This is a genomic window from Actinomyces sp. zg328 (assembly GCF_009829635.1).
In the GTDB taxonomy this organism is placed as follows: Bacteria; Actinomycetota; Actinomycetes; order Actinomycetales; family Actinomycetaceae; genus Actinomyces; species Actinomyces marmotae.
The window spans coordinates 17,755-40,715 of record NZ_VWPE01000001.1 but is presented as its reverse complement, the minus strand read 5'-3'; the positions used below and the strand labels follow the sequence as shown (position 1 = coordinate 40,715).

The window sequence follows — 22,961 nt, the reverse complement described above, 5'->3', positions numbered from 1 at the left end:
CCAAAGAAGGAAACGAGAAGAGCCTATGAGCACGGACATGCGGGCGGCGCTCAAGCACCGCTCCCAGGCGAGCCGGGCGCAATCGCGCCTCGCCTGGCTCCTCATCACCCCGACGATCCTCGTCCTGGGCGTCGTCATCGTCATCCCCGTCATCCAATCCCTGTACCAGTCCTTCTTCGCCCCGCCCGAACTGAACAAGTCGACGGGCTTCTTCGATGAGGCCGAGCGCTTTGTCGGGTTCGAGAACTACACCCGGATCTTTTCCGGCTCCGGGGATCGATTCTGGAACGCGGTCTACAACACCACCCTGTTCGGGGTCGTCACCGTCGTCCTGGAGACCCTCCTGGGCGTCGCCATGGCGATCATCATGCACAGGGCCATGAGGGGACGCGGCATCGTGCGCGCCGCGATCCTCGTGCCCTGGGCCATCCCGACCGCCGTGTCCTCCATCCTGTGGGCCTGGATCTTCAACCAGAACGGCGTGGCCAACGCCGTCCTCGGCCACCACATCATGTGGGCGTCCGGCAACCTGACCGCGAAGATGGCCATCATCATCACCGACGTGTGGAAGACCGCCCCCTACATCGGGCTGCTCACGCTCGCCGGCCTCCAGGTCATCCCCGACGAGGTCTACGAGGCCGCCAAGATCGACGGCGCCACCACCTGGCAGCGCTTCACCCGCATCACACTGCCGCTGGTCAAGCCCGCCCTGGCCGTGGCCGTCCTCTTCCGTGCGCTGGACGCCCTGAGGATGTTCGACCTCCCCTACATTCTCATCGGGCCGCGCAAGGCGAGCGTGGAGACCATCTCGATGCTCGTCCAGGACGAGGCCTCCAACCTGCGCTACGGCTCGGGGGCGGTGTACGCGCTCTTCCTGTTCCTCTACGTCTTCGTCTTCGCCCTCGCCTTCACCAGGATCACCCACGCCGACCTGGGCACGGGGCCGGAGAAGAGGCGCAGGAGGAAGAGGAGCGATGGGAGGCTCCCGGCCTCGGCCTTCCTGCCCAAGCGCCCCGCATCCGCCTCGGCCGACAGGAGTGACTCATGAGCGCCTCAGCAACACCGACGCACGCGATCGAGCGGCCGAGCAAGAAGCACTCCTGGGGCGAGATCGCCTCTACCTTCGGCATCGTCCTCATCGTCATCTACTGCCTGGCGCCCTTCTACTGGATGCTCGTCTCCTCCCTGCGCCCGGACACCGAGGTCTTCGACAACTCCTGGTGGCCCGCCCACCCCTCCCTGGAGAACTACGAATCGGTCTTCTCCTCGGGGAACTACTTCGGGCAGGGCCTGCTCAACTCGCTTATCGTGTCCGTCGTCGTCACGATCGTCGCGCTGGCCGTGGCCACGTTCACGTCCTACGCCCTGGCCCGCCTGGACTTCCGGGGCAAGGGGGTGCTCCTCATCGTCGTGCTGGCGACCTCCATGTTCCCCCTCGTGGCGATCATGGTGCCGCTGCTGAAGAACTTCACCGACTGGGGCTGGATCAACACCTATCAGGCGATGATCGTCCCCGACCTGTCCTTCTCACTGCCCCTGGCGGTGTGGAACCTGACGAGCTTCTTCCGCCAGATGCCGATCGAGCTCGAGCAGTCCGCCATGGTGGACGGCTGCACCCCCGGCCAGGCCTTCCGCAAGGTCATCCTGCCGATCGCGGCCCCCGGCATCTTCACCACCGCGATCATCATCTTCATCGGCGCGTGGAACGAGTTCCTCGTGGCCGTGACGATGATCAACAAGCCGACCATGCAGCCCGCCACGGTACTGCTGTCCAAGTTCACCGGTGACTCGCAGTTCAACACACCCTTCGGCTCCCAGATGGCCGCCGGGGTCATCATGACGATCCCGCTGATCATCATGGTGCTGCTCTTCCAGCGCCGCATCGTCGCCGGCCTGGCCGCGGGCGGCCTCAAGCAGTGAGCGAGCGGCCCCGGCCAGGACGGCGCCCGGCCCGCCCGTCGGGGGAGGCGGGCCGGACGGCCATCTAGGGCCACCGCTCGCGCCCCGGGTCCGGCGGCTCTCGACGGCGCCGCCCCGCGGCGCTGCCGGGGTCCTCAGTGGCGCGGTGCGAAAGTGGAGTCGTCGAGGGAGCGGATGATGCGCGCGGGATTGCCCACCGCCAGTGAGTAGGGCGGAAGGTCCCTGGTGACGACGGCTCCGGCCCCCACCACGCAGCCCTCGCCGATCGTCACGCCCGGGCAGACGATGACGCCGCCGCCCAGCCACGTGTTGTCCCCGATGGTGATCGGGTCAGCCGACTCCAGGCCCGCCCTGCGGGCCGTCGGCTCCAAGGGGTGGACCGGGGTGAGCAGTTGGACGCCCGGGCCGATCTGGCAATGCGCGCCGATGCGGATCTCGGCGACGTCGAGGGCCACGAGCCCGTAGTTCACGAAGGTCCCCTCGCCGACCGTGATCCGATCGCCGTAGTCCACGCGCACCGGCGGCAGCAGCTTGCAGCCGGGGCCCAGGTGCGGGATCGCCGCGCGCAGGTGCTCCTCGGCCCCCGGCTCGCCGAGGTTGAAGGCCTCCTCGTAGAGGTGGAGGGCGCGGCGCGCGGCCGCGGAGATGCGGGAGTTCTCCGGATCATCGGCCACGTACCAGTCCCCGGCGATCATGCGCTCGCGGTTGGAGCGCTCGTCCCCGGCGAAGAAGGGTGCGGCCTCGGGGAAGCGCTCGGAAGCGCCGGCGTGGTCGGGGGCGCCGTTCGGCGTGGTGCTCTGAGTGCCCGGCATGGGTCTAAGCCTAGCGAGCGGCGGCCCGATCCCGCATGGGACCAAGCCGCCGCCCCTGGGACGGGAAGGCGCTACTGCTTCCAGGTGAGCACCACTCGGCGGTTGGCGGCCTTGCCCTCCTCGGAGACCGAGCCGTCCTCCTTGGTCTCCGAGGCCACTGGCTCCGTCTCGCCCTTTCCGGACGCCGTCACCTTGAGCCCCGGGGACTTCGAGATGAGGTAGTCGGCCACCGCCCGGGCGCGCTTCTCCGACAGCGCCTGGTTGTACGCGTCGTCGGCCACGGAGTCCGTGTGCCCCACCACGGTCACCTCTGCCGGGGCCGTGCCCGCCCAGCCGGTGACGATCGAGTCGAGGACCTGGGTGGCGCGCGTGGTGAGCGTCGCGGAGTCGACGTCGAAGGTGACGTCGTTGGACAGCGTCGCCGTCGTCGTACCACCGACCTTGCTCGTGCTCACCGCGCCATCAGCGCTGGCCACCGGGGCGATGATGTCCAGCACCGGCAGGGCGAGGTCGAGTACCGGGGCGGCGATGTGCGTGACGGTCGATGCGGTCTCCGGGGGCGCCGCCTGGGTCAGCGAGGGCAGGGTCGAGGCCTTGGGCGAGTACCTCGAGGAGTCGTCGGCCCTCGGGGTGGGGGTGGCCGCGCTCGCGGCGCCCCCGAGCGCCAGTGCCCCCGCGAGGGCGACGGCGCAGGCCGCCGCGCGCAGTGATGTCCGACGGGCCGGGGCGCTCATCGCGTTACCTTCACGTTGCTGAAGGTCCCGGCTCCCGGGATCGACACATCCACCGTGCTCACGCCCTCGGGGAGAGCCGCGAAGGAGGTCTGGAAGACCAGCGTCCGCCCCTCGCTGACGAATGCCGGGCTGAGATTCCCCGAGCACAGGCAGCCCCCGGAGGTGTCATAGGCGGTGCGGTAAACCTTCTGATTCGTGGTGTCGGTGATGTAGACCCCATCGGTGTTATCGCTCTTCCCCCAGTTCTCGGACTTGTGGCCAGCGGAGTCGATGGGGTATTTCCTCTCGCCGTCGGAGAAGAAATCAGAGACCTGCCAGCGGCTGCTCCCGCCCTTGCCGTTGTTCGTCGCGGAGAAGACCACGGTGGTGACGGAGCCACTGACGGTCACGGCATTGAGGGTGACGGTCAGCGGAGTGCCCTGGTCCGAGGTGGCGCGCGTGTCAAGCGAGGGCAGCTCGGTGGAGACGTCGATGGGCTTTTTCGCGCCGACGTTCGCCGCGGTGAGATCGAGGAGCTGGGCGACGGCCGGGTCCACGGGCTGCGCCTGGGCGGCGGTATCGGAGACGACGTCTTCCTTGCCGCCGATGCCGCAGGCCCCCAGGCCAGCAGCGGCGAGCGCGGTGACGAGGACGACGCCGACGAGGGCGCGGCGGTGCCGCCCGGCAGCGGGACGGGACCCGGCCGCCGGGTCGCTGCTGGGCGCGGGCTGGTCGATGCGATTCATGGTTCCTCCTCTGGGGCGCGGCGCGCAGTGATTCTCGGCGAATCGTGCTTTCTTCCTGTCTTCGCTCCTGCGCTGATGCCTTGAGACTAGGAGGGTGGGAGCGGGCCGGAAATGGGAAGGACGCTCCCGTTCCCCGGGCAGTGCCCAACTCCATGGGCACTGCCCATCCGCTCCCCGTGGAGCCGTCCGGTGGCCCCGGGATCGACTGCGAGCGGGGAGCGGCGCGACGCCCGTGCCGGCCCGCTCAGAGCTCGCCGGCGATGCGCGCGCGCAGGACGAGCACCGCCGCGCCGCGGGCCCACTGGGCGCGGTCGTGCTCGCGCACGACGACGTCCAGGGGCGCGGCACCGGGGCGGCGCACCGCGGCGATCCCGAGCATGACCTGGTCCTCGAACAGGGAGGCGACGCCGGAGCGCTCGCCCGCGACGATGACCGTCTCGGGCAGGGTGAAGGCCGCGGTGATGCCGATGAAGCGGCCCAGGCGGAGCGCGAAGGAGGCGCACACGTCCATGGCGTCACCGTCGCCGTCCTCGGCCAGGGACAGGATGCGGGCGGCGCGCGCGCCCCGGTCGGGGCTCCGGTGGCGACCGGCCGCCAGGCGCTGGGACCAGGCGCGCTCGAGGGCGGCGTCGGTCAGGCAGGCCATGGCGGGCGAGGAGACCGGGGGGTGAGCGCCGTCGGGCACGGGCACCATGCCCGCCAGGCCGAGCTGGGCGTCGGGCGAGGAGATGACCGAGCCGCCCACGACGAGCCCGTGGCCGATGCCGGCGCCCACGGTCACGAGGCTGAAGCGCTCGTGCTCGCGCCCGGCGCCGAACCACAACTCCTGCTCCGTCATCGCGGCCAGGTCGTTGCCGACGAGCGTGGGGATCCCGGTGGCGGCCTCCACCGCCTCGGCCAGGCGCACGCCGTGCCAGCCGAGGAAGACCGCCTCGTCGACGGTGCGCCCGTCACGGCTCGAGCCGCCCAGCGTCAGGCCCAGCCCCGTCACGGGCGCCCCGTCCTGGGCGAGGCGCGAGCGCAGGTCGCCGACGGCTCGCGCCAGCAGCGCCACGACGGCCTCGGGGGCGTGGTCAGTGACCTCGAGCCGGGTGGAGGCCAGCACCGTCAGCCTGAGGTCGGTGAGCACGGCGGTGAGGTGGCGGCCGGACAGGGTGACGCCCACGAGCCGCTCGGCGCCGGCGTCGACCTCGAGGTGCGACTGCGGACGGCCGGTGGCGCTGACCTGCTCGGCCGTGGCCAGCAGCGTGCCGGACTCCAGCATGGGGGAGGTCAGGCGCGTGATCGACCCCGCGGAGATCCCGACGCGCCCCATGAGGCTGGCGCGCGACATGCGCCCGTGGCGCAGGAGCTCGAGCGCGATGCGCCGCTGCGTGACGCTCAGGCCCGACCACGCGCCGGGGGCGGTGGGCACGGCGGCGCGGGCCCCTGTGGGCGCGCCGGGGGCGGCGCCTGCGGGCGGAGGGTGCGCGCGGTCGCGGGGGGTCACGGCCCCATCCTGCCCCATGCGGCCGCCAGGCGCCGGGGCTTGCGCCCACGTTTATTCCAGAGCAAAATAATCACGGATGCGTCACGGCCCCCGGCCACGCATCCGGCACCCACTCCTCAGCAATGACGCACGGAAGGTCCCTCCATGACAGCACTGAGCAGACGCTCCTTCCTCGCCACCGCGGCGGGGGCGGCGGCGCTCACGGCAGCGGGCGGCGCGCTCGCGGGCTGCTCGTCCGGCGACGACGGCAAAGTCCACCTCGAGCTCTTCCAGTTCAAGAGCGAGGCGATCGCCCTCTTCGACACGATCTGCGCCGACTTCAACGCCGCCAACCCCGACGTCGTCGTCACCCAGAACTTCCAGGCCGACAACATCACCGCCCTGCGCGCGCGACTGGTCAAGGGCTCAATCCCCGACCTCATCACCATCAACGGCGACTACTCCTACGGCGCGCTCGCCCGCACCGGCATCTTCGCCGACTTCACCGACTCCGGCCTGCTCGACGGCGTCAACCCCACGATGGCTGGCATCCTCAACACCCTGGGCACCGGCGCCGAGGGCCAGACCAACGGCCTCGCCTTCGCCGACAACGGCTCCGGCATCATCTACAACAAGGACGTCTTCGAGTCCGCCGGCGTCGAGCCACCCACCACGTGGGCTGAGCTCATCGAGGTCTGCCAGACGCTCCAGGCGCAGGGCATCAACCCCTTCTACTGGGCCACCAAGGACAGCTGGACGGGGGCGCCCGCCTTCTCCTCCCTGTCCGGCTCCTTCCTCACCGACGGCGTCGCCGCCTGGTACGGCAGGCGCCGCGTCATCGACGGACGCACGTCCTTTCGCGAGCTGAGCCCCGTCTTCGAGAAGATGCTCCAGGCCTACCAGTACGGCAACGACGACAAGGCCGCCCTGGGCTACAACGACGGCAACCAGGGCTTCGCCCAGGGCAAGGGCGCCATGTACTGGCACGGCACCTACGCCATTCCCGCGATCCGCTCCTACAACCCGGACATCAACCTCGGCACCTTCGCCACCCCCGCCGACGACAAGGCCGACACCAAGGTCGTCTCCGGCGTCGACGTCGCCTTCACCATGGGCAAGGACCCCGCCCACCCCGAGGAGAACCAGCGCTTCCTGAAGCACATCATGAGCGAGGCCAACATGTCCGCCTACTGCGCCCAGCAGACCGCCTACCCCACGCTCACCACCCTCAGGGCCGACGACCCCGCGCTTGAGGGCCTCCAGCCCTACGTCGACGACGAGCGCCTGGCCACCTACTCCGACCACAACTTCCCGCAGGCGATCACGCTCAACGCCTACCTCCAGCAGTACCTCTTCAACGGCGACCTCGAGGCCCTCATCCAGACCCTCGACACCCAGTGGGACAAGGTCGTCACGCGCATCAACGAGACATCCTGAGGCGGAACCATGACAGCACGTACCACCCAGGCCGCACCCGCCCAGGACGCTGGCGCCCAGCCCCGGCCGAGCAACCGGCCCAAGCCGATCGAGCCCGCCTTCGTGTGGATGATCGTGCCCGCGGCGCTCATCTTCACCGTCCTGCTCACGATCCCCCTGCTCACCGGCGTCTTCTACACCTTCACGAACTTCCAGGGCTACGGCGACTGGCGCTTCGTCGGCCTGACGAACTACACGAACCTCCTGCGCGACGACATCATCTGGGGCTCCTACCTCTTCACCTTCAAGTACGCGATCGTCGCCTCGGTGCTCACCAACGTCATCGCGCTGGGCCTGGCCCTCCTGCTCAACACGCGGCTCAAGGCCCAGAGCCTGTGGCGCGGCGTGTTCTTCGTGCCCTACATCCTGCCGGTCCTTGTCGTGTCCTACATCTTCAGCTACCTGCTGACCAACAACCTGCCCCAGGTCGGCCAGGCGCTGGGCTGGCAGTGGCTGAGCACCTCCCTGCTGGCCAACGAGGACCTCGCCTGGCTCGCCATCGTCGTCGTCGGCGTGTGGCAGTCAGTCGCCTACACGACGATCATCTACCTCGCCGGGCTCCAGACCGTGCCGGAGGAGATCTACGAGGCCTCCGCCCTCGACGGCGCCGGACCCGTGCGCCGCTTGTGGTCGATGACGCTGCCGCTCATCATCCCCTACCTCGGCATCAACATGGTCCTGTCCTTCAAGGGCTTCCTCGGGGTCTTCGACCAGATCGTCGCCCTCACCGGCGGCGGCCCCGGCACCGCGACCCAGTCCATCTCCTACCTCATCTTCAAGAACGGCTTCCAGGGCGGCGAGTACGCCTACCAGACGGCGAACGGCATCATCTACTTCCTCATCGTGGTGATCCTGTCCTTCGCCCAGCTGCGTGTGACGCAGAGCCAGGAAAGGGTCTGATCCGCCATGACGACTACCTCCTCCGCCCGACCGGCCACCACTCATGTCGGCGCCGGCCCGGCCACTGCCTACAAGGTCCGCCGCCGCAGCCGCGGCGCCTTCGGGGGCACCAACTGGTGGACGACGCTGCTCGTCGTCGTCCTCAGCCTCACGATCCTCGTCCCCCTGTACTTCACTATCATCACGGCCTTCAAGACCCCGGCCGAGCTCGCCGCCTCCGGCTGGGCGCTGCCCGAGCACTGGCGCATCAACAACTTCGCCCAGGCCTGGGAGATGACCTCCTACCCCCGGCGCGTGCTCACCTCCACGATCATCACCCTGGGCGCCACGGTCCTCACCATCGTGTCGAACTCGATGGTCGCCTACGCGCTGGGGCGCAACATGCACCGGCGCTGGGTGAGGTGGATGTACTACTACGTCGTGGCGGCCCTGTTCGTGCCCTTCCCCATCATCATGCTGCCGGTGGTGCGGGAGACCGCCATGCTGCACCTGGACAACGAGGCCGGCCTCATCCTGCTGTACGTCGTCTACGGCCTGGCCTTCAACATCCTCATGTACACCTCCTTCATCAAGGCGATCCCTGAGGAGCTGGAGGAGGCCGCCGCGATCGACGGCGCCTCGCGCTGGGGCATCTTCTGGCGGATTATCTTCCCGCTGCTGTCCCCGATGAACGCCACGGTCGGCATCCTCACCTGCCTGTGGGCGTGGAACGACTTCCTCCTGCCGCTGGTCATCCTCACCGACCAGTCCAAGGCGACGCTGCCCCTGGCCCAGTACGTCTTCCAGGGCCAGTTCAACACGAACTACCCGGTGTCCTTCGCCTCCTACCTCATGGCGATCGCCCCCATGTTCGTCGTCTACGTCCTCGCCCAGCGCTGGGTCATCTCCGGCGTCATGCGCGGCGCGCAGAAGTGAGCGCGCACCCGCGCTGACGCGCCCCCGCGCGCCAGGGGGCCTCGTGCCCTGTGGCACGCAGGGGCGCACCGCCCCATCGGCCGCGGCGTACGCTCCTGCCACCGGCACCCGCGTGCGCCGCGGCCCGCTCCCGCCCGATCACCACCGGCTCGGCGCCCACCGCGACACCGACGTCGAGCGCCCCGGACCACCTCGAGGAGACCCATGAGCCACCCCGCCCTCATCCCCAGCCCCCGTCACGTCGGGCAGGAGCCCGACTGGTGGCGCCACGCCGTCGTCTACCAGGTCTACCCCCGGTCCTTCCAGGACACCAATGGCGACGGCGTCGGGGACATCCCCGGAATCATCGAGCGCCTGGACTACCTCGACGCCCTGGGCGTCGACGCCGTCTGGCTCAGCCCCGTCTACCGCTCCCCGCAGGACGACAACGGCTACGACATCTCCGACTACCGCGACATCGACCCGGCCTTCGGCACCCTGGCCGACCTCGACGCGCTTATCGCCGGCCTGCACTCCCGGGGGATGAGGCTCGTCATGGACCTCGTCGTCAACCACACGAGCGACGAGCACCCCTGGTTCGTCGACTCCCGCAGCGCAGTCGGCTCCGCCAAGCGCGACTGGTACATCTGGCGGCCGCCCCGCCAGGTGCCGGGCCTGGAGCCCGGCCAACCCGGCACTGAGCCCACCAACTGGGGGTCCTTCTTCTCGGGGCCCGCCTGGGAGTGGGACGAGACGACCGGGGAGTTCTACCTGCACCTGTTCTCGCGCAAGCAGCCGGACCTCAATTGGGAGAACCCCGAGGTGCGTCGCGCCGTCCACGACATGATGACCTGGTGGCTCGACCGCGGCGTCGATGGTTTCCGGATGGACGTGATCAACCTCGTCTCCAAGACCTACCCGCTGGTCGATGGGGCCCAGGGGCCGGGCGACCTGTTCGGGGACGGATTCCACGCCGTCGCCAATGGGCCGAGGATCCACGAGTTCCTCGCCGAGATGAACCGTGAGGTCCTCGCCCCGCGCCCCGGCCACATCATCACCGTGGGGGAGGCCCCCGGGGTGCGCCTGTCCGACGGGCCCTTGTACACGGCCCCCGATCGGGGAGAGCTCGACATGGTGTTCCAGTTCGAGCACGTGGGGCTCGCCGACGGCCCCGGCGGGAAGTTCGACCCCGTCCCCGTGGACCATGTGGCACTCAAGGCCAACCTCGCATCCTGGCAGGACGCCCTCGCCCCGAAGGCCGCCCCGGATGGCGCGCTGACCGAGCGCGGTTGGAACTCGAACTACTGGGACAACCACGACCAGCCCCGCGCCGTCTCCCGCTTCGGGGACGACGATCCCGGCCTGCGGGCGATGAGCGCCAAGACCCTGGCCTCCATCCTGCACATGCACCGCGGCACGCCCTACATCTATCAGGGCGAGGAGCTGGGCATGACGAACACCGTCTTCCCGGACATCTCGTCCTTCCGGGACCTGGAGTCCCTCAACCACTACCGGGAGCGCGTCGCCGCGGGGGACGACCCCGGCGCCGTCGTTGACAGCCTGCGCGCGAACTCCCGCGACAACGCCCGCACGCCCGTGCAGTGGGAGCCGGGCCCCGGCGCCGGGTTCACCACGGGGACGCCGTGGATCCCCATCGCCCCCAACGCCGACGAGGTCAACGCCGCCAGCCAGGTTGGGGTCCCGGGCAGCGTCTTCGAGCACTACCGGGCGCTCATCTCCCTGCGGCACGCCGAGCCCGCGATGGCGCTGGGCGCCTTCCGGCTCCTCGACGCCGCCAGCCCCGACACCTGGATCATCCTGCGCTCGTGGAAGGGCGCCGACGGCGCCGCGCGCCAGATCCTCCTCCTAGCCGCCTACGGGAGCGCGCCCCTGGACCTGACCGAGGGCGGCGCCCTGCGGGCGCGTCTCGCGGCGGAGGGCCTTGACCTGGGGGAGTGGGCCGACGCCGAGCGCGCGCTGACCGCCTCCCTGCCCGCGGATCAGGCCGGCGTCCTGGGCCGGGGGGCCCCCGACCGCCTGGAGGCGTGGGACTCCCTCATCCTGCGCCGCGTCCTCTGATGCGGTACTGCCCACGTAGCATGAGGGCATGAAGACAGCGCGTCTGACCGAACTGCGACTCACCTGCTTCAAGTCCTTCCGGGACGCTGTCGTGCCCCTGGATGGCATGACTGTGCTGACCGGGCGGAACTCCAGCGGCAAGTCGAACGTCCTCGACGCGCTGGACGTCCTGTCGCGCCTGGCCACGCCGGAGCGCCTGCGAGACAGCCTCGATGGCCACCGCCGCGAGGGCGGGCCAGTGCGAGGCGGGGCGAAAGGCCTGGCGCCGCATGGTGAGAGCTCGTTCACTCTCGGGTGCACGGTTCGCGTGAGCGGGGCGGACGGCGCCGTCGACTACCTCTACGATGTCGAGGTCGAGGCGGGAGAAGAGCCAGGGGTTGTGGCCGAGACGCTCAAGCTCCAGGGCGACGACCAGCAGGATCCAACCCCGTTGCTCACAGCCCTCTCCGGCGATGACGAGGAGGAGTTAACGGTCGCGATTGGGCCTTTGCCGGCTTTCAAGATCCCGAGGTCCTTTACCGCGCTGTCTTTCTTCCCAGGCGGTATCCAGACCATTTCTCATGATCCTCGGAGCGCTGAGGCCGCTGGCATCGTTCTTCGGACGCTGCGGAACGCGGTGATCCTGAACGCGGATGTGACCAGCATGAAGGACTATGTTTCGCGGGGTCGCAGGGAGATCGAGCCGGATATGGCCAACCTGTCGGCCCTCGTGTGTCTCATGAGATCTGAGCGCCCATCGCTGTTCAGCAGGCTTGAGGCGCTTGCCCGGGAAGTCGCGGGCTGTCCTATCGAGGCGCTTGACTTCATCACCGCGAATGACGGTCACGAGGTCATGCTCGCGCTCAGGGAGTCGGGGGCCGCTCGTACAGGTGCCAGGTCGATGAGCGATGGGCTCCTGAGGTTCCTCGCCATCGCCACCGCGCTCCTTCTCGTCCCGCAGAGCGCTCAGGAAGAGCCTGACGACGGGCGGACCTCCGCGGCCCGCGTCGTTGCCATCGAGGAAATCGAGAACGGCCTGCACCCCTCTCACGCGGCCCGTTTGCTCGAGCTCGTCGAGGGAGCGGGCGCGCAGGCGGGGATCTCCATCATCATCACCACCCACTCGCCCGCCCTCCTCGACGCTATTGGGGGAAGCCGTGCCGAGGATGTGCTCGTCTGCCATGACGGGCAGGTGACACGACTGCCCGACCTTCCCGGCTACGACCGCGCCATGGCGCGGGGGACTCTCGGGCGCGTGGTGTCCCAGGGGCTGCTCACCGGTCCTTCCGAGGATGACGGGGCCGACTACTCGGACTTCTTGCGACTCGTCGGAGCCATGTGATGGGGCCGAGAATCTGGTTCATTGACACATCTGTCCTGGACCACATCCTCCAGGTGCCGGGCTACTCGAAGAAGGGGGGCGCGCGGGACGATGTCCTTGAAACCCTCAGGACGCGGATCGACGATAAGCACCTCTTCCTTCTGCCCATCACTGCGGTCGTCGAGACGGGTAATCACATCTGCCAGGCCAAAGGCGACCGGCGAGAGGCCGCACAACGATTCGCGGACGTCCTCAAGAAGGTCGTCGAGGGGAAGAGCCCATGGGTGCTAGACGCGGTCCAGTGGGACGGCACCTTCCTCCAGGCCTTCCTGGAGGGCGGTGAAACAGGGATGCCATGGATTGACCTCGCGGCGAGCAAAACCATGGGAGGTGGTGATCTCAGCATCCTCGTGGAGCGCCAGCAGTACTGTGAGCGGAACGGTAAGTCCGTCTGCGACGTCGGTATTTGGACGTTGGACAAGGTGCTCGGCGCGTTCTCCTGAGCGCTGCCGCGCCTCTCGGGCGAGGGCCCTGCCCGTGTCCGGATGAGTGATCCCGCGGGGAGCGGCCCGGCCCTCGGCCCCGGGCGGCTCAGGAGGCGTGCGGCCGCGTGATCCGGCAGGCGGCCCAGCACGCCACGAGGAGCGGCGGGAGGATCCAGGTCGGTCCCTGGGCGACCTCCCAGACGAACACCGCTCCGAAGACGGGCGCGCGCTGCGTGACCGCGAGGGCCACCCCCGCGCCCATGAGGGCCGCCGCGGGGATGCTCGGGGACATCCCCGCCAGGCTCAGCCCGACGGCGATGGCGGCCCCGCCGCTGGCCCCCAGGGCGAAGGACGGCGCCAGCAGCCCGCCGGTGGCCCCGGCCCCGAGCGTCACCCCGGTGAGGAGCGGCTTGAGGACGACGACGCCGAGCAGCGCCGCGAGCGCGCCCGCCGCGGCGGGCGAGTCGAGCGCTCCCTGGAAGGCGTCGCGGCCATTGCCGGGTAGCTCTGGCAGCAACAGGGAGGCCGCGCCCGTGGCCAGGCCGGCGCCGCCGATCGCCAGGGGCAGGCTCCAGGAATCCGGCAGCCGGCGCGCCTTGCACCACGCCCAGGCGCGCGCCGCCAGCCATCCGAGGAGCGCCGCGACCGGGGCCGCCAGCAGGCAGGCCAGGAGGGTCTGCGCGGTGAGCGGGGCGGCGGGCATCACCAGGCTCGCCCGGCCGCCCGAGCCCCACCAGGAGACCACCGTCGCCAGAGCGCTCAGCGGCACCGCGAGGAGCGCGCCGCGCCGCCGCATCCCGGTCAGCATGACGATCTCGACGGCATAGGCCGCCCCGCCCAGCGGCGCGTTGTACATGGCCGCCAGGCCCGCCCCGGCGGCGGAGGCGACAAGAAGCCGGGCCCAGGAACGATCGAGACCCAGCCTGCGGCCGACCACGACGGCGACAGCCCCCGCAGCCAGCCGCGGGGCCCCCTCGCGCCCCACCGAGTTTCCCGCGCCGACGGTGAGGACCTGAAGGACGGCGTCGCCGAAGGGGCGCAGCACCCCCATGCGGCGAGAGGGCGAGTCGGGGCCGGGGGCGCCGGAGTCGGCGACCACTCGCTCCACGCTCACCACCCCGCCGGTGGAGCGCTCCCACCACCACAGGGCGCCCGCGAGGGCGCCGCCCAGGGCCGGCGCCGCGATACGGCGCCACGCGGGCGCGGCCGCCACTCGTTCCGGCAGCGAGCCCTCCTCGACTCCGTAGAACAGCCACTCGAAGCCCTCGAGGAGGTAGGCCATGGCGATGCCGATGAGGCCCGCCGCCACGCCCGACAGCACCAGCGCGCAGAGGAGCCTGGCGGCCGCCGGCAGGGCGGGTCGGCGCGCGGGCTCAAGGGGAGGAGTACGGGCAGGGACCATCGCACCGAGGATAGTTCCCGCCAGCGCCAGGCCCGCGCCCGGGTCGGCGCGGGCCGGTGGTCGACGTCCCTCAGTCCTCGGCGGTGGCCGCGGCGTCCACGGCCTCGCCGAAGTCGGGGACGTCGGCCATGGACAGCGGGCCCAGGTCCGAGGAGACGAGATCCAGGGCCGGGCGCATCCCCAGCCACCACTGATGGAGGGGCCGGCGGTTGGCCATGTCCACCTCCTCCTCCATGCGCTCCAGGCGGTGGTGGGTGATGCGCCCACCGGTCAGGCCCACGTAACTGGAGTGGTCCGTACCCCTCTGGAGTTGATCGGCGAGCAGGTCCAGGGCGTGCGCGACGAGCTTGGTGGCCATGAGGCGGTCGAAAGCCGTCGGGTCCCCGCCCTGCTGGAGGTGCCCGATCACGGCCTTGCGCACGTCGTACAGGCCCACGCCCTCGGCGGCGAAGATCTTGGCCAGCACATCCGTGGTGTAGCACTCGCTGGCCCGCTCGTTGCGGATGAGCAGGTGGAGTTTCCGGCCGTTCTCGAAGGCCTCGACCATCCGCCTGGAGTCCTCCGCTAGGCGCGCCAGCCCGATGCCGTCCTCGTGGAGGTAGACGCCCTCGGCGCCCGTGGCCAGGCCGCTCATGAAGGACAGGTACCCGCACTTGCGGCCCATCACCTCCGCCACGAAGCAGCGGTGCGATGCCGCCGCCGATTGCTTGATCGAGTCCAGGGCGCTGATCGTCGCGTTGAGCGCCGTGTCCGTGCCGATCGACAGCTCGGAGCCGGGCAGGTTGTTGTCGATCGACGCCGGGACGCACAGGATGGGGATCTGGAAGGCGGGGTAGCGGACCTTCTCCATGACCAGGCGGTGCGCGGCCAGGTAGGCGTTGAAGCCGCCGATGACGAGCAGGGCGTCGATCTCATGCTTCTCGATGGCCCGGCCCAGGGCGTAGAGCTGCTCGACCTCGGGGACCTCCCGGCGCGTGCCGAGCTCGGCCCCGCCGTCGCCGACCCAGCCTTCGACGTCGTCCCAGCTCAGCTCGCGCACCTCGCCGTCGAGAAGGCCAGGGAAGCCGCCCGCCACGCCCAGCATGGTGAAGCCGTGGTCCAGGCCGAGCCGGACCGCGGCGCGGGCCGCCGTGTTCATGCCCGGGGCGAGCCCGCCGGCATGGATGATGGCCACCCTCCTGCTGGGGGCGGCCCCGGCGGCGGTGGGCCCGGGGGGAGTGGACATGGTCTCGAAGACCCGCAGCATCTCGCCGAAACTGCGCCCCCGGGCGGCCACGGCGCCCTCCCAGTCCCCGGCTGCCACCAGGTCCTTGACCGCGCGCGTGGCCTCGACCTGCTCCATCATCGGCACCGAGCGGATGCGGTTGTGCCGCTCGACGACGATCACCGGCACCGTCTCCGGGGAGGCCTGAAGGACTTCGCGCGCCGCCTGGCACCCCAGCAGGGTGGACATCCAGCGGTCGTAGGCGCTGGGCTTGCCACCCCGCTGGACGTGCCCGAGGATCGTCACCCGGGCGTCCTCGCCGAGGCGCTCGGACAGGACCCGCTTGACGTCGTCGGCGGTGATCCGATTGCCGCAGCGGTCAGTGGCGCCCTCGGCGACGATGACCATGGACTCGCGCCGCCCGGCCCGTCGGCCCTTGGCGAGCTTGGCGCACATGTCCTCCTCCCAGCCCTCGGCCGGCGGGATCTCGGGAACGAGCACGTAGTCGCAGCCGCCGGCCACCGCCGCCATGAGCGCCAGGTAGCCGCAGTGGCGGCCCATGACCTCCACCACGAAGGTGCGCTGGTGGGAGGCGGCGGTGGAGGAGATGTCGTCGATGGCCTCCAAGATGCGGTGCAGGGCCGAGTCGGTGCCGATCGTCATATCCGCGCCGACGAGATCGTTGTCGATGGAGCCGACGATCCCCGCCACCATGAGCGCCGGATGCGCCTGGGCGACCTGGGTGGTGATGCGCCCGGTCTCGGCCAACTCGGCCACCAGGCTCGGCCAGTTCATCCGGAACTCATTGGTGCCGGTGAGTGAGCCGTCCCCACCGATGACGATGAGCCGGTCGATGCCGTGCTCCAGGAGATGGGCGGCGGCGTCGAGCTGCCCGGAGCGCTCGCGGAACTCCGCGGAGCGGGCGGTGCCGATGATCGTCCCGCCCCGGTGGAGGATCGCGCCCACGGAGTCCCACCCCAGGGGGCGGATGCCCTCGCCCCCGGCGACGGCCCCGGCCCAGCCCTCCATGACGGCGTAGGGCTGGGCGCCCAGGCGCAGCAGCGTGCGCACGGCGGCCCGCACCGCCGCGTTCATGCCCTGGGCGTCGCCGCCCGAGGTGAGTACCCCGACCCTGATCGGCTCCCCAGCGGGGCCGGCGGGCGCCGCGGCATCGGTCGTGTCGCGGACCACGGAGGTGACGGCGTCGATCACCGGCTCCTGGGAGGCGGTGGACGGCGGCTGCGGAGCGGTGTTGCCTGCGGCGGTCATGGGACTCCTTCTCATGCGGTCCGGCTGCGACCCGGTCCTGTCCGGCCCAGTCCGGTCAGCCCCTATTGTGTCCCGCCGGAGGGGCCTGCGTCACACCGATGACGCGGCGTCACCATCATCGGGGTGCGAGCCCGCCGGCCCTCCAAGACTCGCGCGCGATTCTCCACCGCGGCGCCCTACTCCGCGATACCCTCAGACCAGAGCCAAAGTGGGCCCGCGGCCGGCCGGTGCCCGACGAGGGCCGATACCCGCGCGAAAGGACACCGCCTCATGGACCTCTATGAGTACCAGGCTCGGGACCTCTTCCGCCGCCATGGCGTCCCCGTCCTGCCCGGCATCATCGCCACCACCCCCGAGGAGGCGCGCGCCGCCGCCCAGGACCTCCTCGACGGCGGGGCCGGGCTGCTCGTCGTCAAGGCCCAGGTCAAGACCGGCGGGCGCGGCAAGGCCGGTGGTGTCAAGCTCGCCCGCAGCGCCGAGGAGGCCGCCGAGCGCGCCGCCGCCATCCTCGGCATGAGCATCAAGGGTCACACTGTGCGCTCCGTGCTCATCTCCGAGGGGACCAATATCGCCGAGGAGTACTACTTCGCGATCCTCCTGGACCGCGCCGAGCGCGGTTACCTGGCGATGTGCTCGCGCGAGGGCGGTATGGACATCGAGGCCCTCGCCGCCGAGCGCCCCGAGGCCCTGGCCCGCATCCCCATCGACCCGGTGGCCGGCCTGACCGCCGAGGCCGCGCGCCAGATCGTGGCCGCCGCCGGCTTCGAGCCCGGGCCGACCGCCGACGGCGTCGCCGGGGTCATCGAGCGCCTCTGGGAGGCGTTGGTGGCTGAGGACGCCACCCTCGTGGAGGTCAACCCCCTCGTCCTGGCCGACGACGGGCGGATCATCGCCCTGGATGGCAAGGTCACCCTCGACGACAACGCCCGCTTCCGCCACCGGGACCACGAGGGCCTCGTCGATGCCTCCTCGGTGGATCCCCTTGAGGCCCGCGCCAAGGAGGCCGGCCTCAACTACGTGCGCCTGAGCGGCGAGGTTGGCGTCCTGGGCAACGGCGCGGGCCTGGTCATGTCCACGCTCGACGTCGTCGCCGGGGCGGGGGAGAGGCATGGGGGGATGCGCCCCGCCAACTTCCTCGACCTGGGCGGTGGCTCATCGGCTCAGGCCATGGCCGACGCCCTGAGCATCGTGGCCTCCGACGCGCAGGTGCGGGCCATCCTCGTCAACGTCTTCGGCGGCATCACCTCCTGCGACACCGTGGCCGAGGGCATCGTGGCCGCCCACGGGACGCTCACCGGCCCCGCCAAGCCCATCGTGGTGCGCCTGGACGGCAACAGCGCGGAGCTTGGCCGCCGCATCCTCCGCCAGGCCGACCTGCCCGGCGTCACCATCGTGGAGACCATGGACGGCGCCGCCGACGCCGTGACCGCCATCGCCGAGCGGGTCACGCGTGAAGCGCCGGAGGGGCGGCCGGCCCCGCCCCTGCCCGACCCGCGCACCGCTGCCCCGACCCCCCAGGAGGCCTGAGCCATGAGCGTCTTCCTCACCGAGTCCGACCGCGTCATCGTCCAGGGGATGACCGGATCGGAGGGCCGTAAGCACACGCGGCGCATGCTCTGCGCCGGCACGCGGGTCGTCGCCGGCGTCAACCCCCGCAAGGCGGGCACCTCGGTCGCCTTCGACGTCGAGCCCATCGGACCGGGCGCCGGGGCCGTGCCCACCGGCGCCGTGGAGGTCCCCGTCCACGGCAGCGTCGCCGAGGCCAGGGCCGCCACCGGCGCCGAGGTCTCCGTGATCTTCGTGCCCCCCGCCTTCGCCAAGGACGCCGTCATCGAGGCCGTCGATGCCGGGATCCGCCTCATCGTCGTCATCACCGAGGGCATCCCCGTGGCCGACGCCGTCGCCTTCCGCGCCCACGCCGCGGCCCACGGGGCACGCGTCATCGGCCCCAACTGCCCCGGCATCATCTCCCCCGGCCGCTCCAACGTGGGCATCACCCCGCCGGACATCACCGGCCCGGGCCCCATCGGACTGGTCTCCAAGTCCGGGACCCTCACCTACCAACTCATGCACGAACTGCGCGATCTCGGGTTCACCACCTGCATCGGCATCGGGGGGGACCCCGTCATCGGCACCACCCACATCGACGCCCTCGCCGCCTTCGAGGCCGATCCCGACACCGAGCTCATCGTCATGATCGGCGAGATCGGGGGCGACGCCGAGGAGCGCGCCGCCGCCTACATCGCCCAGAGCGTCACCAAGCCAGTGGTCGCCTACGTCGCCGGCTTCACCGCCCCCGAGGGCAGGACCATGGGCCACGCGGGCGCCATCGTCTCGGGCTCCGCGGGCACGGCCGCCGCCAAGAAGGAGGCCCTTGAGGCCGTGGGGGTCACCGTGGGCCGCACCCCGAGCCAGACCGCGGAGCTCGCGCGCCGCATCCACCGCGATCTCGCGGGCGCGCGCGCGTGAGCGGGCCCGCCCAACGCCGGCCGGAGCCGCGCCGACGCGCCGCCCTGCCCGACGACTGGCCCTTCGCGCTGCGCGCGGGGATCGAGGCCGTCCTCCTGGCCTGGTTCCTCGTCGTCGGCGCGACCACTGCTGTCATGATGACCTCGGCCCCGCTGAGCGCCTCCACCGCTCTCAACCTGGGCTCCACGATCCGCACGGGCGCGGGCCTGTGGGCTCTCGGCCTGGGTGGGCGCCTCGGCGACGCCGGGGGCCCCAGTGGCACCCTCGGCCTGCCCCTCCTGGGAGTCACCATCCTCCAGGCGCTGCTCCTGCGTTCCTCCGCCCGCCGGGCCGGCCTCTCCGGCCCGGCGGCCGGGGGCGTGGCCGCCGCCTCCGCAGCCCTGACCGGGGCCGTCCTCCTCCTGCTGTCCGCCCCCAGCGGCGGGGCCTGGTCGGCCCTGCCGGGCCTCATAGTCCTGTCGACGGCCGTCATCGGCGCCCGCCTCCACTCCCAGGGGCGGGGCATCCCGGCACTGGAGCGCTGGTGGCGCGAGCGGCCCGACTGGGTGAGCCCCGCGCTGGGCATGGCCCGCGACTGCGCGCTCGGGCTGCTCGGGCTGTCCCTCGTGGCGCTCCTGGCCGCCGTCGTCGCCGGGGCGGGCAGGATCTCACTGCTCCACGACTCCATCGCCGGGGGCGGCATCATCTCCTCGGCCGGACTCGTCCTCTTCCAGGCCGCCTGGGTCCCCACGGGGCTCATCTGGGCGATGTCCTGGGTGCTCGGCCCCGGTTTCAGTGTGGGGAGCGGGACTCTCTTCGCCCCCAGCGCGATCATCGCCGGCGCGGTGCCGTCCCTGCCGATCCTCGGCGCCCTCCCCGCCGGCACCTGGGGGCCCGCGCGCCTGCTGCCTTTCCTCATCGTCCTGGGGGCGATCGCCATCGGCTGGCGCCACCGGGGCGAGCTGACCTCCCTGAGCTTCGGACGGGCCCTCGCCGCCGCCGCCGGTGGGGCGCTCCTTCTCACCGCCGGGGTGGCCGTCCTATGCCTGGGCGCCACCGGTCCCATCGGGCCCGCGCGGCTGGCGCACGTCGGCCCGACGACCTCCTCCATCATCATCCTGTGCCTGATCGAGGTCGGCCTCGGACTGCTCACCGCCGCTCTCATGATCCACCCCTGGACCCGCCGGATGACGCGGCGCGGCGTGAGCGCGGCCAGTCAGGCGGCCGGGAGCACGGCCCAGGGCCTGCGCGAGCGGCGCGGCGCCCACGGGGCCAACAGCGCCCACGGGGCCAGCAGCGCCGAGGAGGCCGGCGACGCCGTCCCGGCGGGCCCGTGGGATGAGGAGCCGGAGGGCGCTGAGCCCGCGGCCCTCGTCGTGCTCGTCTCGGGGACGGGCTCGAACCTGGCCGCCCTCATCGAGGCCTGTGAGGACCCCGCCTACGGCGCCGAGGTCGTCGGCGTCGTCGCGGACAAGGAGTGCGCGGGGCTGGAGCGCGCTCGCGCGGCGGGCATCCCCACCGAGGTCGTCGCCCTGGCCGATTACCCGGATCGCGCCGCCTGGGACGAGGCCCTGGCCCGCTCGGTGGGCGGATACGTGCCGGACCTCGTGGTCTGCGCCGGGTTCATGCGCCTGCTGGGGGGCGCTTTCCTCGCCCGCTTCGGTGGGCGCGTCCTCAACACCCACCCCTCGCTCCTCCCCGACTTCCCCGGCGCCCACGCCGTGCGCGACGCCCTGGCCGCCGGGGCCACGCGGGCCGGCGCCACCCTGTTCTGGGTCGACGCCGGCGTGGACACCGGGAAGATCATCGCCCAGGTGGAGGTCCCGGTACTGGCCGATGACGACGAGGCAGCCCTCACCGAGCGCATCAAGGCCGCCGAGACCCCTCAGCTCATTGAGCAGATCCGCCTGCTCGTCGGCCCCGGGCGCTGAGGGACCCAGCCCCGCCGGGCCCATCCGAGCGCCGCGTGCGCGGGGTCATGCGCCGCGTCGTCGCCGATGGGCGGCGACTGCTCTAGGCTGGGCCGCGGCGCGCGTCGTCGGCCCCGGAGGACCACCGGCGGGCCCGTCCCGAGCGCGAGCCCACCAGACCTCCCCGTAATTCGACGAAAGGCGCACCGCACAGTGGCTGAGTACATCTATCAGATGATCAAGGCGCGCAAGGCCCATGGCGACAAGGTCATCCTCGACGACGTCACCATGGCCTTCCTGCCCGGCGCCAAGATCGGCATGGTCGGTCCCAACGGCGCCGGCAAGTCCTCGATCCTCAAGATTATGGCCGGCATCGACCAGCCCTCCAACGGCGAGGCGCGCCTGACCCCCGGCTACAGCGTCGGCATCCTCATGCAGGAGCCGCCCCTCAATGAGGACAAGACCGTCCTGGGCAACGTCGAGGAGGGCGTGGCTGAGATCAAGGGCAAGCTCGACCGCTTCAACGAGATCTCCGCGGCCATGGCGGACCCGGACGCCGACTTCGATGCCCTCATGGAGGAGATGGGCAAGCTCCAGACGGAGATCGACGCCGCGAACGCCTGGGACCTCGACTCCCAGCTCGAGCAGGCCATGGACGCCCTGCGCTGCCCGCCGCCGGATGCCGAGGTCAAGCACCTCTCCGGTGGTGAGCGCCGCCGAGTCGCCCTGTGCAAGCTCCTCCTGGAGGCCCCCGACCTGCTCCTGCTCGACGAGCCCACCAACCACCTGGACGCCGAGTCCGTGCTGTGGCTGGAGCAGCACCTGAGCACCTACAAGGGCGCCGTCATCGCGGTCACCCACGACCGCTACTTCCTCGACCACGTCGCCCAGTGGATCGCCGAGGTGGACCGCGGGCACCTCTACCCCTACGAGGGCAACTACTCCACCTACCTGGAGACCAAGGAGAAGCGCCTGGAGGTCCAGGGCAAGAAGGACGCCAAGCTCGCCAAGCGCCTCAAGGAGGAGTTGGAGTGGGTGCGCTCCTCCGCCAAGGGCCGCCAGGCCAAGTCCAAGGCCCGCCTGGCCCGCTACGAGGAGATGGCCGCCGAGGCCGAGCGCACTCGCAAGCTCGACTTCGAGGAGATCCAGATCCCGCCGGGCCCGCGCCTGGGCAACCAGGTCCTTGAGGCCAGCCACCTGAGCAAGGGCTTCGACGGCCGCACCCTCATCGATGACCTGTCCTTCACGCTGCCGCGCAACGGCATCGTGGGCATCGTGGGCCCCAACGGCGTCGGCAAGACCACGCTGTTCAAGACCATCGTGGGGCTGGAGGAGCTCGACGGCGGCAGCCTCAAGATCGGCCAGACCGTCAAGCTGTCCTACGTGGACCAGTCCCGCGCCGGCATCGACCCTGCCAAGACCCTCTGGGAGGTCGTCTCCGACGGACTGGACTACATCCAGGTCGGGGGCGTGGAGATGCCGTCCCGCGCGTACGTGGCCTCCTTCGGCTTCAAGGGCGCGGACCAGCAGAAGCCCGCTGGCGTGCTCTCCGGTGGTGAGCGCAACCGCCTCAATCTGGCGCTGACCCTCAAGCAGGGCGGCAACCTCATCCTGCTGGACGAGCCCACGAACGACCTCGATGTCGAGACCCTGGGCTCCCTGGAGAACGCGCTGCTGGAGTTCCCCGGCTGCGCCGTTGTCATCACCCACGACCGCTGGTTCCTCGACCGAGTCGCGACTCACATCCTGGCTTGGGAGGGAACGGAGGAGAACCCGGCGAACTGGTACTGGTTCGAGGGCAACTTCGCCTCCTACGAGGAGAACAAGGTCGCGCGCCTGGGCGCCGAGGCCGCCCGCCCCCACCGCGTCACCTACCGGAAGCTCACACGCGATTGAGCCGAGCGCAGCCGAGCTTGCTCGTGCTGCCGAGGCGAT

At 71.0% G+C, this 22,961-nt stretch carries 18 protein-coding genes; 12 read left to right on the top strand and 6 right to left on the bottom strand.

Translation table 11 applies throughout. The annotated features are described in order from the left end of the window. Positions 1 to 25: 25 nt before the first annotated feature. Both GVV75_RS00160 and GVV75_RS00155 read left to right on the top strand, forming a co-directional pair. Positions 26 to 1,048 (top strand): carbohydrate ABC transporter permease, encoded by a 1,023-nt coding sequence (locus tag GVV75_RS00160; RefSeq protein WP_159812965.1) that lies wholly within the window; start codon positions 26 to 28, stop codon positions 1,046 to 1,048. Then, entirely contained in the window at positions 1,045 to 1,920 is an 876-nt protein-coding gene (locus tag GVV75_RS00155; RefSeq protein ID WP_159624854.1) for a carbohydrate ABC transporter permease, read from the top strand. The genes GVV75_RS00160 and GVV75_RS00155 overlap by 4 nt, the downstream gene beginning before the upstream one ends. Positions 1,921 to 2,054: 134 nt before the next feature. On the opposite strand, the gene GVV75_RS00150 is transcribed toward GVV75_RS00155, so the two are convergent. The 4 genes from GVV75_RS00150 to GVV75_RS00135 form a co-directional block, all read right to left on the bottom strand. Then, positions 2,055 to 2,732, bottom strand: coding sequence for a sugar O-acetyltransferase (locus GVV75_RS00150; RefSeq protein WP_159812963.1), 678 nt, complete (start codon positions 2,730 to 2,732; stop codon positions 2,055 to 2,057). Between the two features lie 71 nt (positions 2,733 to 2,803). Continuing rightward, positions 2,804 to 3,466, bottom strand: a complete 663-nt coding sequence (locus GVV75_RS10175; RefSeq protein ID WP_159812961.1) for an OmpA family protein — start codon at positions 3,464 to 3,466, stop codon at positions 2,804 to 2,806. Continuing rightward, positions 3,463 to 4,191, bottom strand: coding sequence for a hypothetical protein (locus GVV75_RS00140; RefSeq protein WP_159812959.1), 729 nt, complete (start codon positions 4,189 to 4,191; stop codon positions 3,463 to 3,465). The genes GVV75_RS10175 and GVV75_RS00140 overlap by 4 nt, the downstream gene beginning before the upstream one ends. Positions 4,192 to 4,435: 244 nt before the next feature. Then, entirely contained in the window at positions 4,436 to 5,680 is a 1,245-nt protein-coding gene (locus GVV75_RS00135; RefSeq protein WP_236263176.1) for an ROK family transcriptional regulator, read from the bottom strand. Positions 5,681 to 5,824: 144 nt separating this feature from the next. Between GVV75_RS00135 and GVV75_RS00130 the strand changes: the two genes are divergently transcribed. The 6 genes from GVV75_RS00130 (at position 5,825) to GVV75_RS00105 (ending at position 12,811) form a co-directional block, all read left to right on the top strand. Beyond that, entirely contained in the window at positions 5,825 to 7,096 is a 1,272-nt protein-coding gene (locus GVV75_RS00130; RefSeq protein WP_159524157.1) for an ABC transporter substrate-binding protein, read from the top strand. 9 nt (positions 7,097 to 7,105) lie between these two features. Then, positions 7,106 to 8,035: a carbohydrate ABC transporter permease gene (locus GVV75_RS00125; RefSeq protein WP_236263174.1), complete on the top strand. Its 930-nt coding sequence runs from the start codon at positions 7,106 to 7,108 to the stop codon at positions 8,033 to 8,035. A 6-nt stretch (positions 8,036 to 8,041) separates the two neighbouring features. Next, on the top strand, positions 8,042 to 8,950 hold the full coding sequence (locus GVV75_RS00120; protein ID WP_159812957.1) for a carbohydrate ABC transporter permease: 909 nt from the start codon (positions 8,042 to 8,044) through the stop codon (positions 8,948 to 8,950). 204 nt (positions 8,951 to 9,154) lie between these two features. Beyond that, entirely contained in the window at positions 9,155 to 11,008 is a 1,854-nt protein-coding gene (locus GVV75_RS00115) for a glycoside hydrolase family 13 protein (RefSeq protein ID WP_159524159.1), read from the top strand. Positions 11,009 to 11,036: 28 nt separating this feature from the next. Then, complete coding sequence (locus tag GVV75_RS00110; RefSeq protein WP_159812955.1) at positions 11,037 to 12,329, top strand: AAA family ATPase; 1,293 nt, start codon at positions 11,037 to 11,039, stop codon at positions 12,327 to 12,329. Further along, positions 12,329 to 12,811 (top strand): hypothetical protein, encoded by a 483-nt coding sequence (locus tag GVV75_RS00105; protein WP_159524161.1) that lies wholly within the window; start codon positions 12,329 to 12,331, stop codon positions 12,809 to 12,811. Before GVV75_RS00110 ends, GVV75_RS00105 begins: the two co-directional genes overlap by 1 nt. 88 nt (positions 12,812 to 12,899) lie before the next feature. Here the strand turns inward: GVV75_RS00105 and GVV75_RS00100 are convergent, their stop codons facing one another. Together GVV75_RS00100 and GVV75_RS00095 are read right to left on the bottom strand one after the other, a co-directional pair. Further along, on the bottom strand, positions 12,900 to 14,195 hold the full coding sequence (locus tag GVV75_RS00100) for a chloride channel protein (protein WP_175994054.1): 1,296 nt from the start codon (positions 14,193 to 14,195) through the stop codon (positions 12,900 to 12,902). A 70-nt stretch (positions 14,196 to 14,265) separates the two neighbouring features. Continuing rightward, positions 14,266 to 16,668 carry a 6-phosphofructokinase gene (locus GVV75_RS00095; RefSeq protein ID WP_235905466.1) on the bottom strand — a complete coding sequence of 801 codons (2,403 nt, stop codon included), beginning with the start codon at positions 16,666 to 16,668 and terminating at the stop codon, positions 14,266 to 14,268. A gap of 270 nt (positions 16,669 to 16,938) precedes the next feature. Here GVV75_RS00095 and sucC point away from each other — a divergent pair, with 270 nt between their 5' ends. The 4 genes from sucC (at position 16,939) to ettA (ending at position 22,922) form a co-directional block, all read left to right on the top strand. Further along, positions 16,939 to 18,195, top strand: coding sequence for an ADP-forming succinate--CoA ligase subunit beta (gene sucC, locus GVV75_RS00090; protein ID WP_235905473.1), 1,257 nt, complete (start codon positions 16,939 to 16,941; stop codon positions 18,193 to 18,195). 3 nt (positions 18,196 to 18,198) lie between these two features. Next, entirely contained in the window at positions 18,199 to 19,137 is a 939-nt protein-coding gene (gene sucD, locus GVV75_RS00085; RefSeq protein WP_159524162.1) for a succinate--CoA ligase subunit alpha, read from the top strand. Beyond that, positions 19,134 to 21,047 carry a phosphoribosylglycinamide formyltransferase gene (purN, locus tag GVV75_RS10170; protein WP_235905475.1) on the top strand — a complete coding sequence of 638 codons (1,914 nt, stop codon included), beginning with the start codon at positions 19,134 to 19,136 and terminating at the stop codon, positions 21,045 to 21,047. Before sucD ends, purN begins: the two co-directional genes overlap by 4 nt. 192 nt (positions 21,048 to 21,239) lie before the next feature. Then, entirely contained in the window at positions 21,240 to 22,922 is a 1,683-nt protein-coding gene (gene ettA, locus GVV75_RS00075; RefSeq protein ID WP_159524163.1) for an energy-dependent translational throttle protein EttA, read from the top strand. Positions 22,923 to 22,961: the final 39 nt, after the last annotated feature.

Coding starts and splice junctions, on each gene's coding strand:
- GVV75_RS00140 (WP_159812959.1), bottom strand. CDS start 4,191: ATGAATCGCATCGACCAGCCCGCGCCCAGCAGCGACCCGGCGGCCGGG.
- GVV75_RS00115 (WP_159524159.1), top strand. CDS start 9,155: ATGAGCCACCCCGCCCTCATCCCCAGCCCCCGTCACGTCGGGCAGGAG.
- GVV75_RS10175 (WP_159812961.1), bottom strand. CDS start 3,466: ATGAGCGCCCCGGCCCGTCGGACATCACTGCGCGCGGCGGCCTGCGCC.
- GVV75_RS00100 (WP_175994054.1), bottom strand. CDS start 14,195: ATGGTCCCTGCCCGTACTCCTCCCCTTGAGCCCGCGCGCCGACCCGCC.
- sucD (WP_159524162.1), top strand. CDS start 18,199: ATGAGCGTCTTCCTCACCGAGTCCGACCGCGTCATCGTCCAGGGGATG.
- GVV75_RS00150 (WP_159812963.1), bottom strand. CDS start 2,732: ATGCCGGGCACTCAGAGCACCACGCCGAACGGCGCCCCCGACCACGCC.
- sucC (WP_235905473.1), top strand. CDS start 16,939: ATGGACCTCTATGAGTACCAGGCTCGGGACCTCTTCCGCCGCCATGGC.
- GVV75_RS00155 (WP_159624854.1), top strand. CDS start 1,045: ATGAGCGCCTCAGCAACACCGACGCACGCGATCGAGCGGCCGAGCAAG.
- GVV75_RS00130 (WP_159524157.1), top strand. CDS start 5,825: ATGACAGCACTGAGCAGACGCTCCTTCCTCGCCACCGCGGCGGGGGCG.
- GVV75_RS00160 (WP_159812965.1), top strand. CDS start 26: ATGAGCACGGACATGCGGGCGGCGCTCAAGCACCGCTCCCAGGCGAGC.
- GVV75_RS00095 (WP_235905466.1), bottom strand. CDS start 16,668: ATGACCGCCGCAGGCAACACCGCTCCGCAGCCGCCGTCCACCGCCTCC.
- GVV75_RS00120 (WP_159812957.1), top strand. CDS start 8,042: ATGACGACTACCTCCTCCGCCCGACCGGCCACCACTCATGTCGGCGCC.
- GVV75_RS00105 (WP_159524161.1), top strand. CDS start 12,329: ATGGGGCCGAGAATCTGGTTCATTGACACATCTGTCCTGGACCACATC.
- GVV75_RS00110 (WP_159812955.1), top strand. CDS start 11,037: ATGAAGACAGCGCGTCTGACCGAACTGCGACTCACCTGCTTCAAGTCC.
- GVV75_RS00125 (WP_236263174.1), top strand. CDS start 7,106: ATGACAGCACGTACCACCCAGGCCGCACCCGCCCAGGACGCTGGCGCC.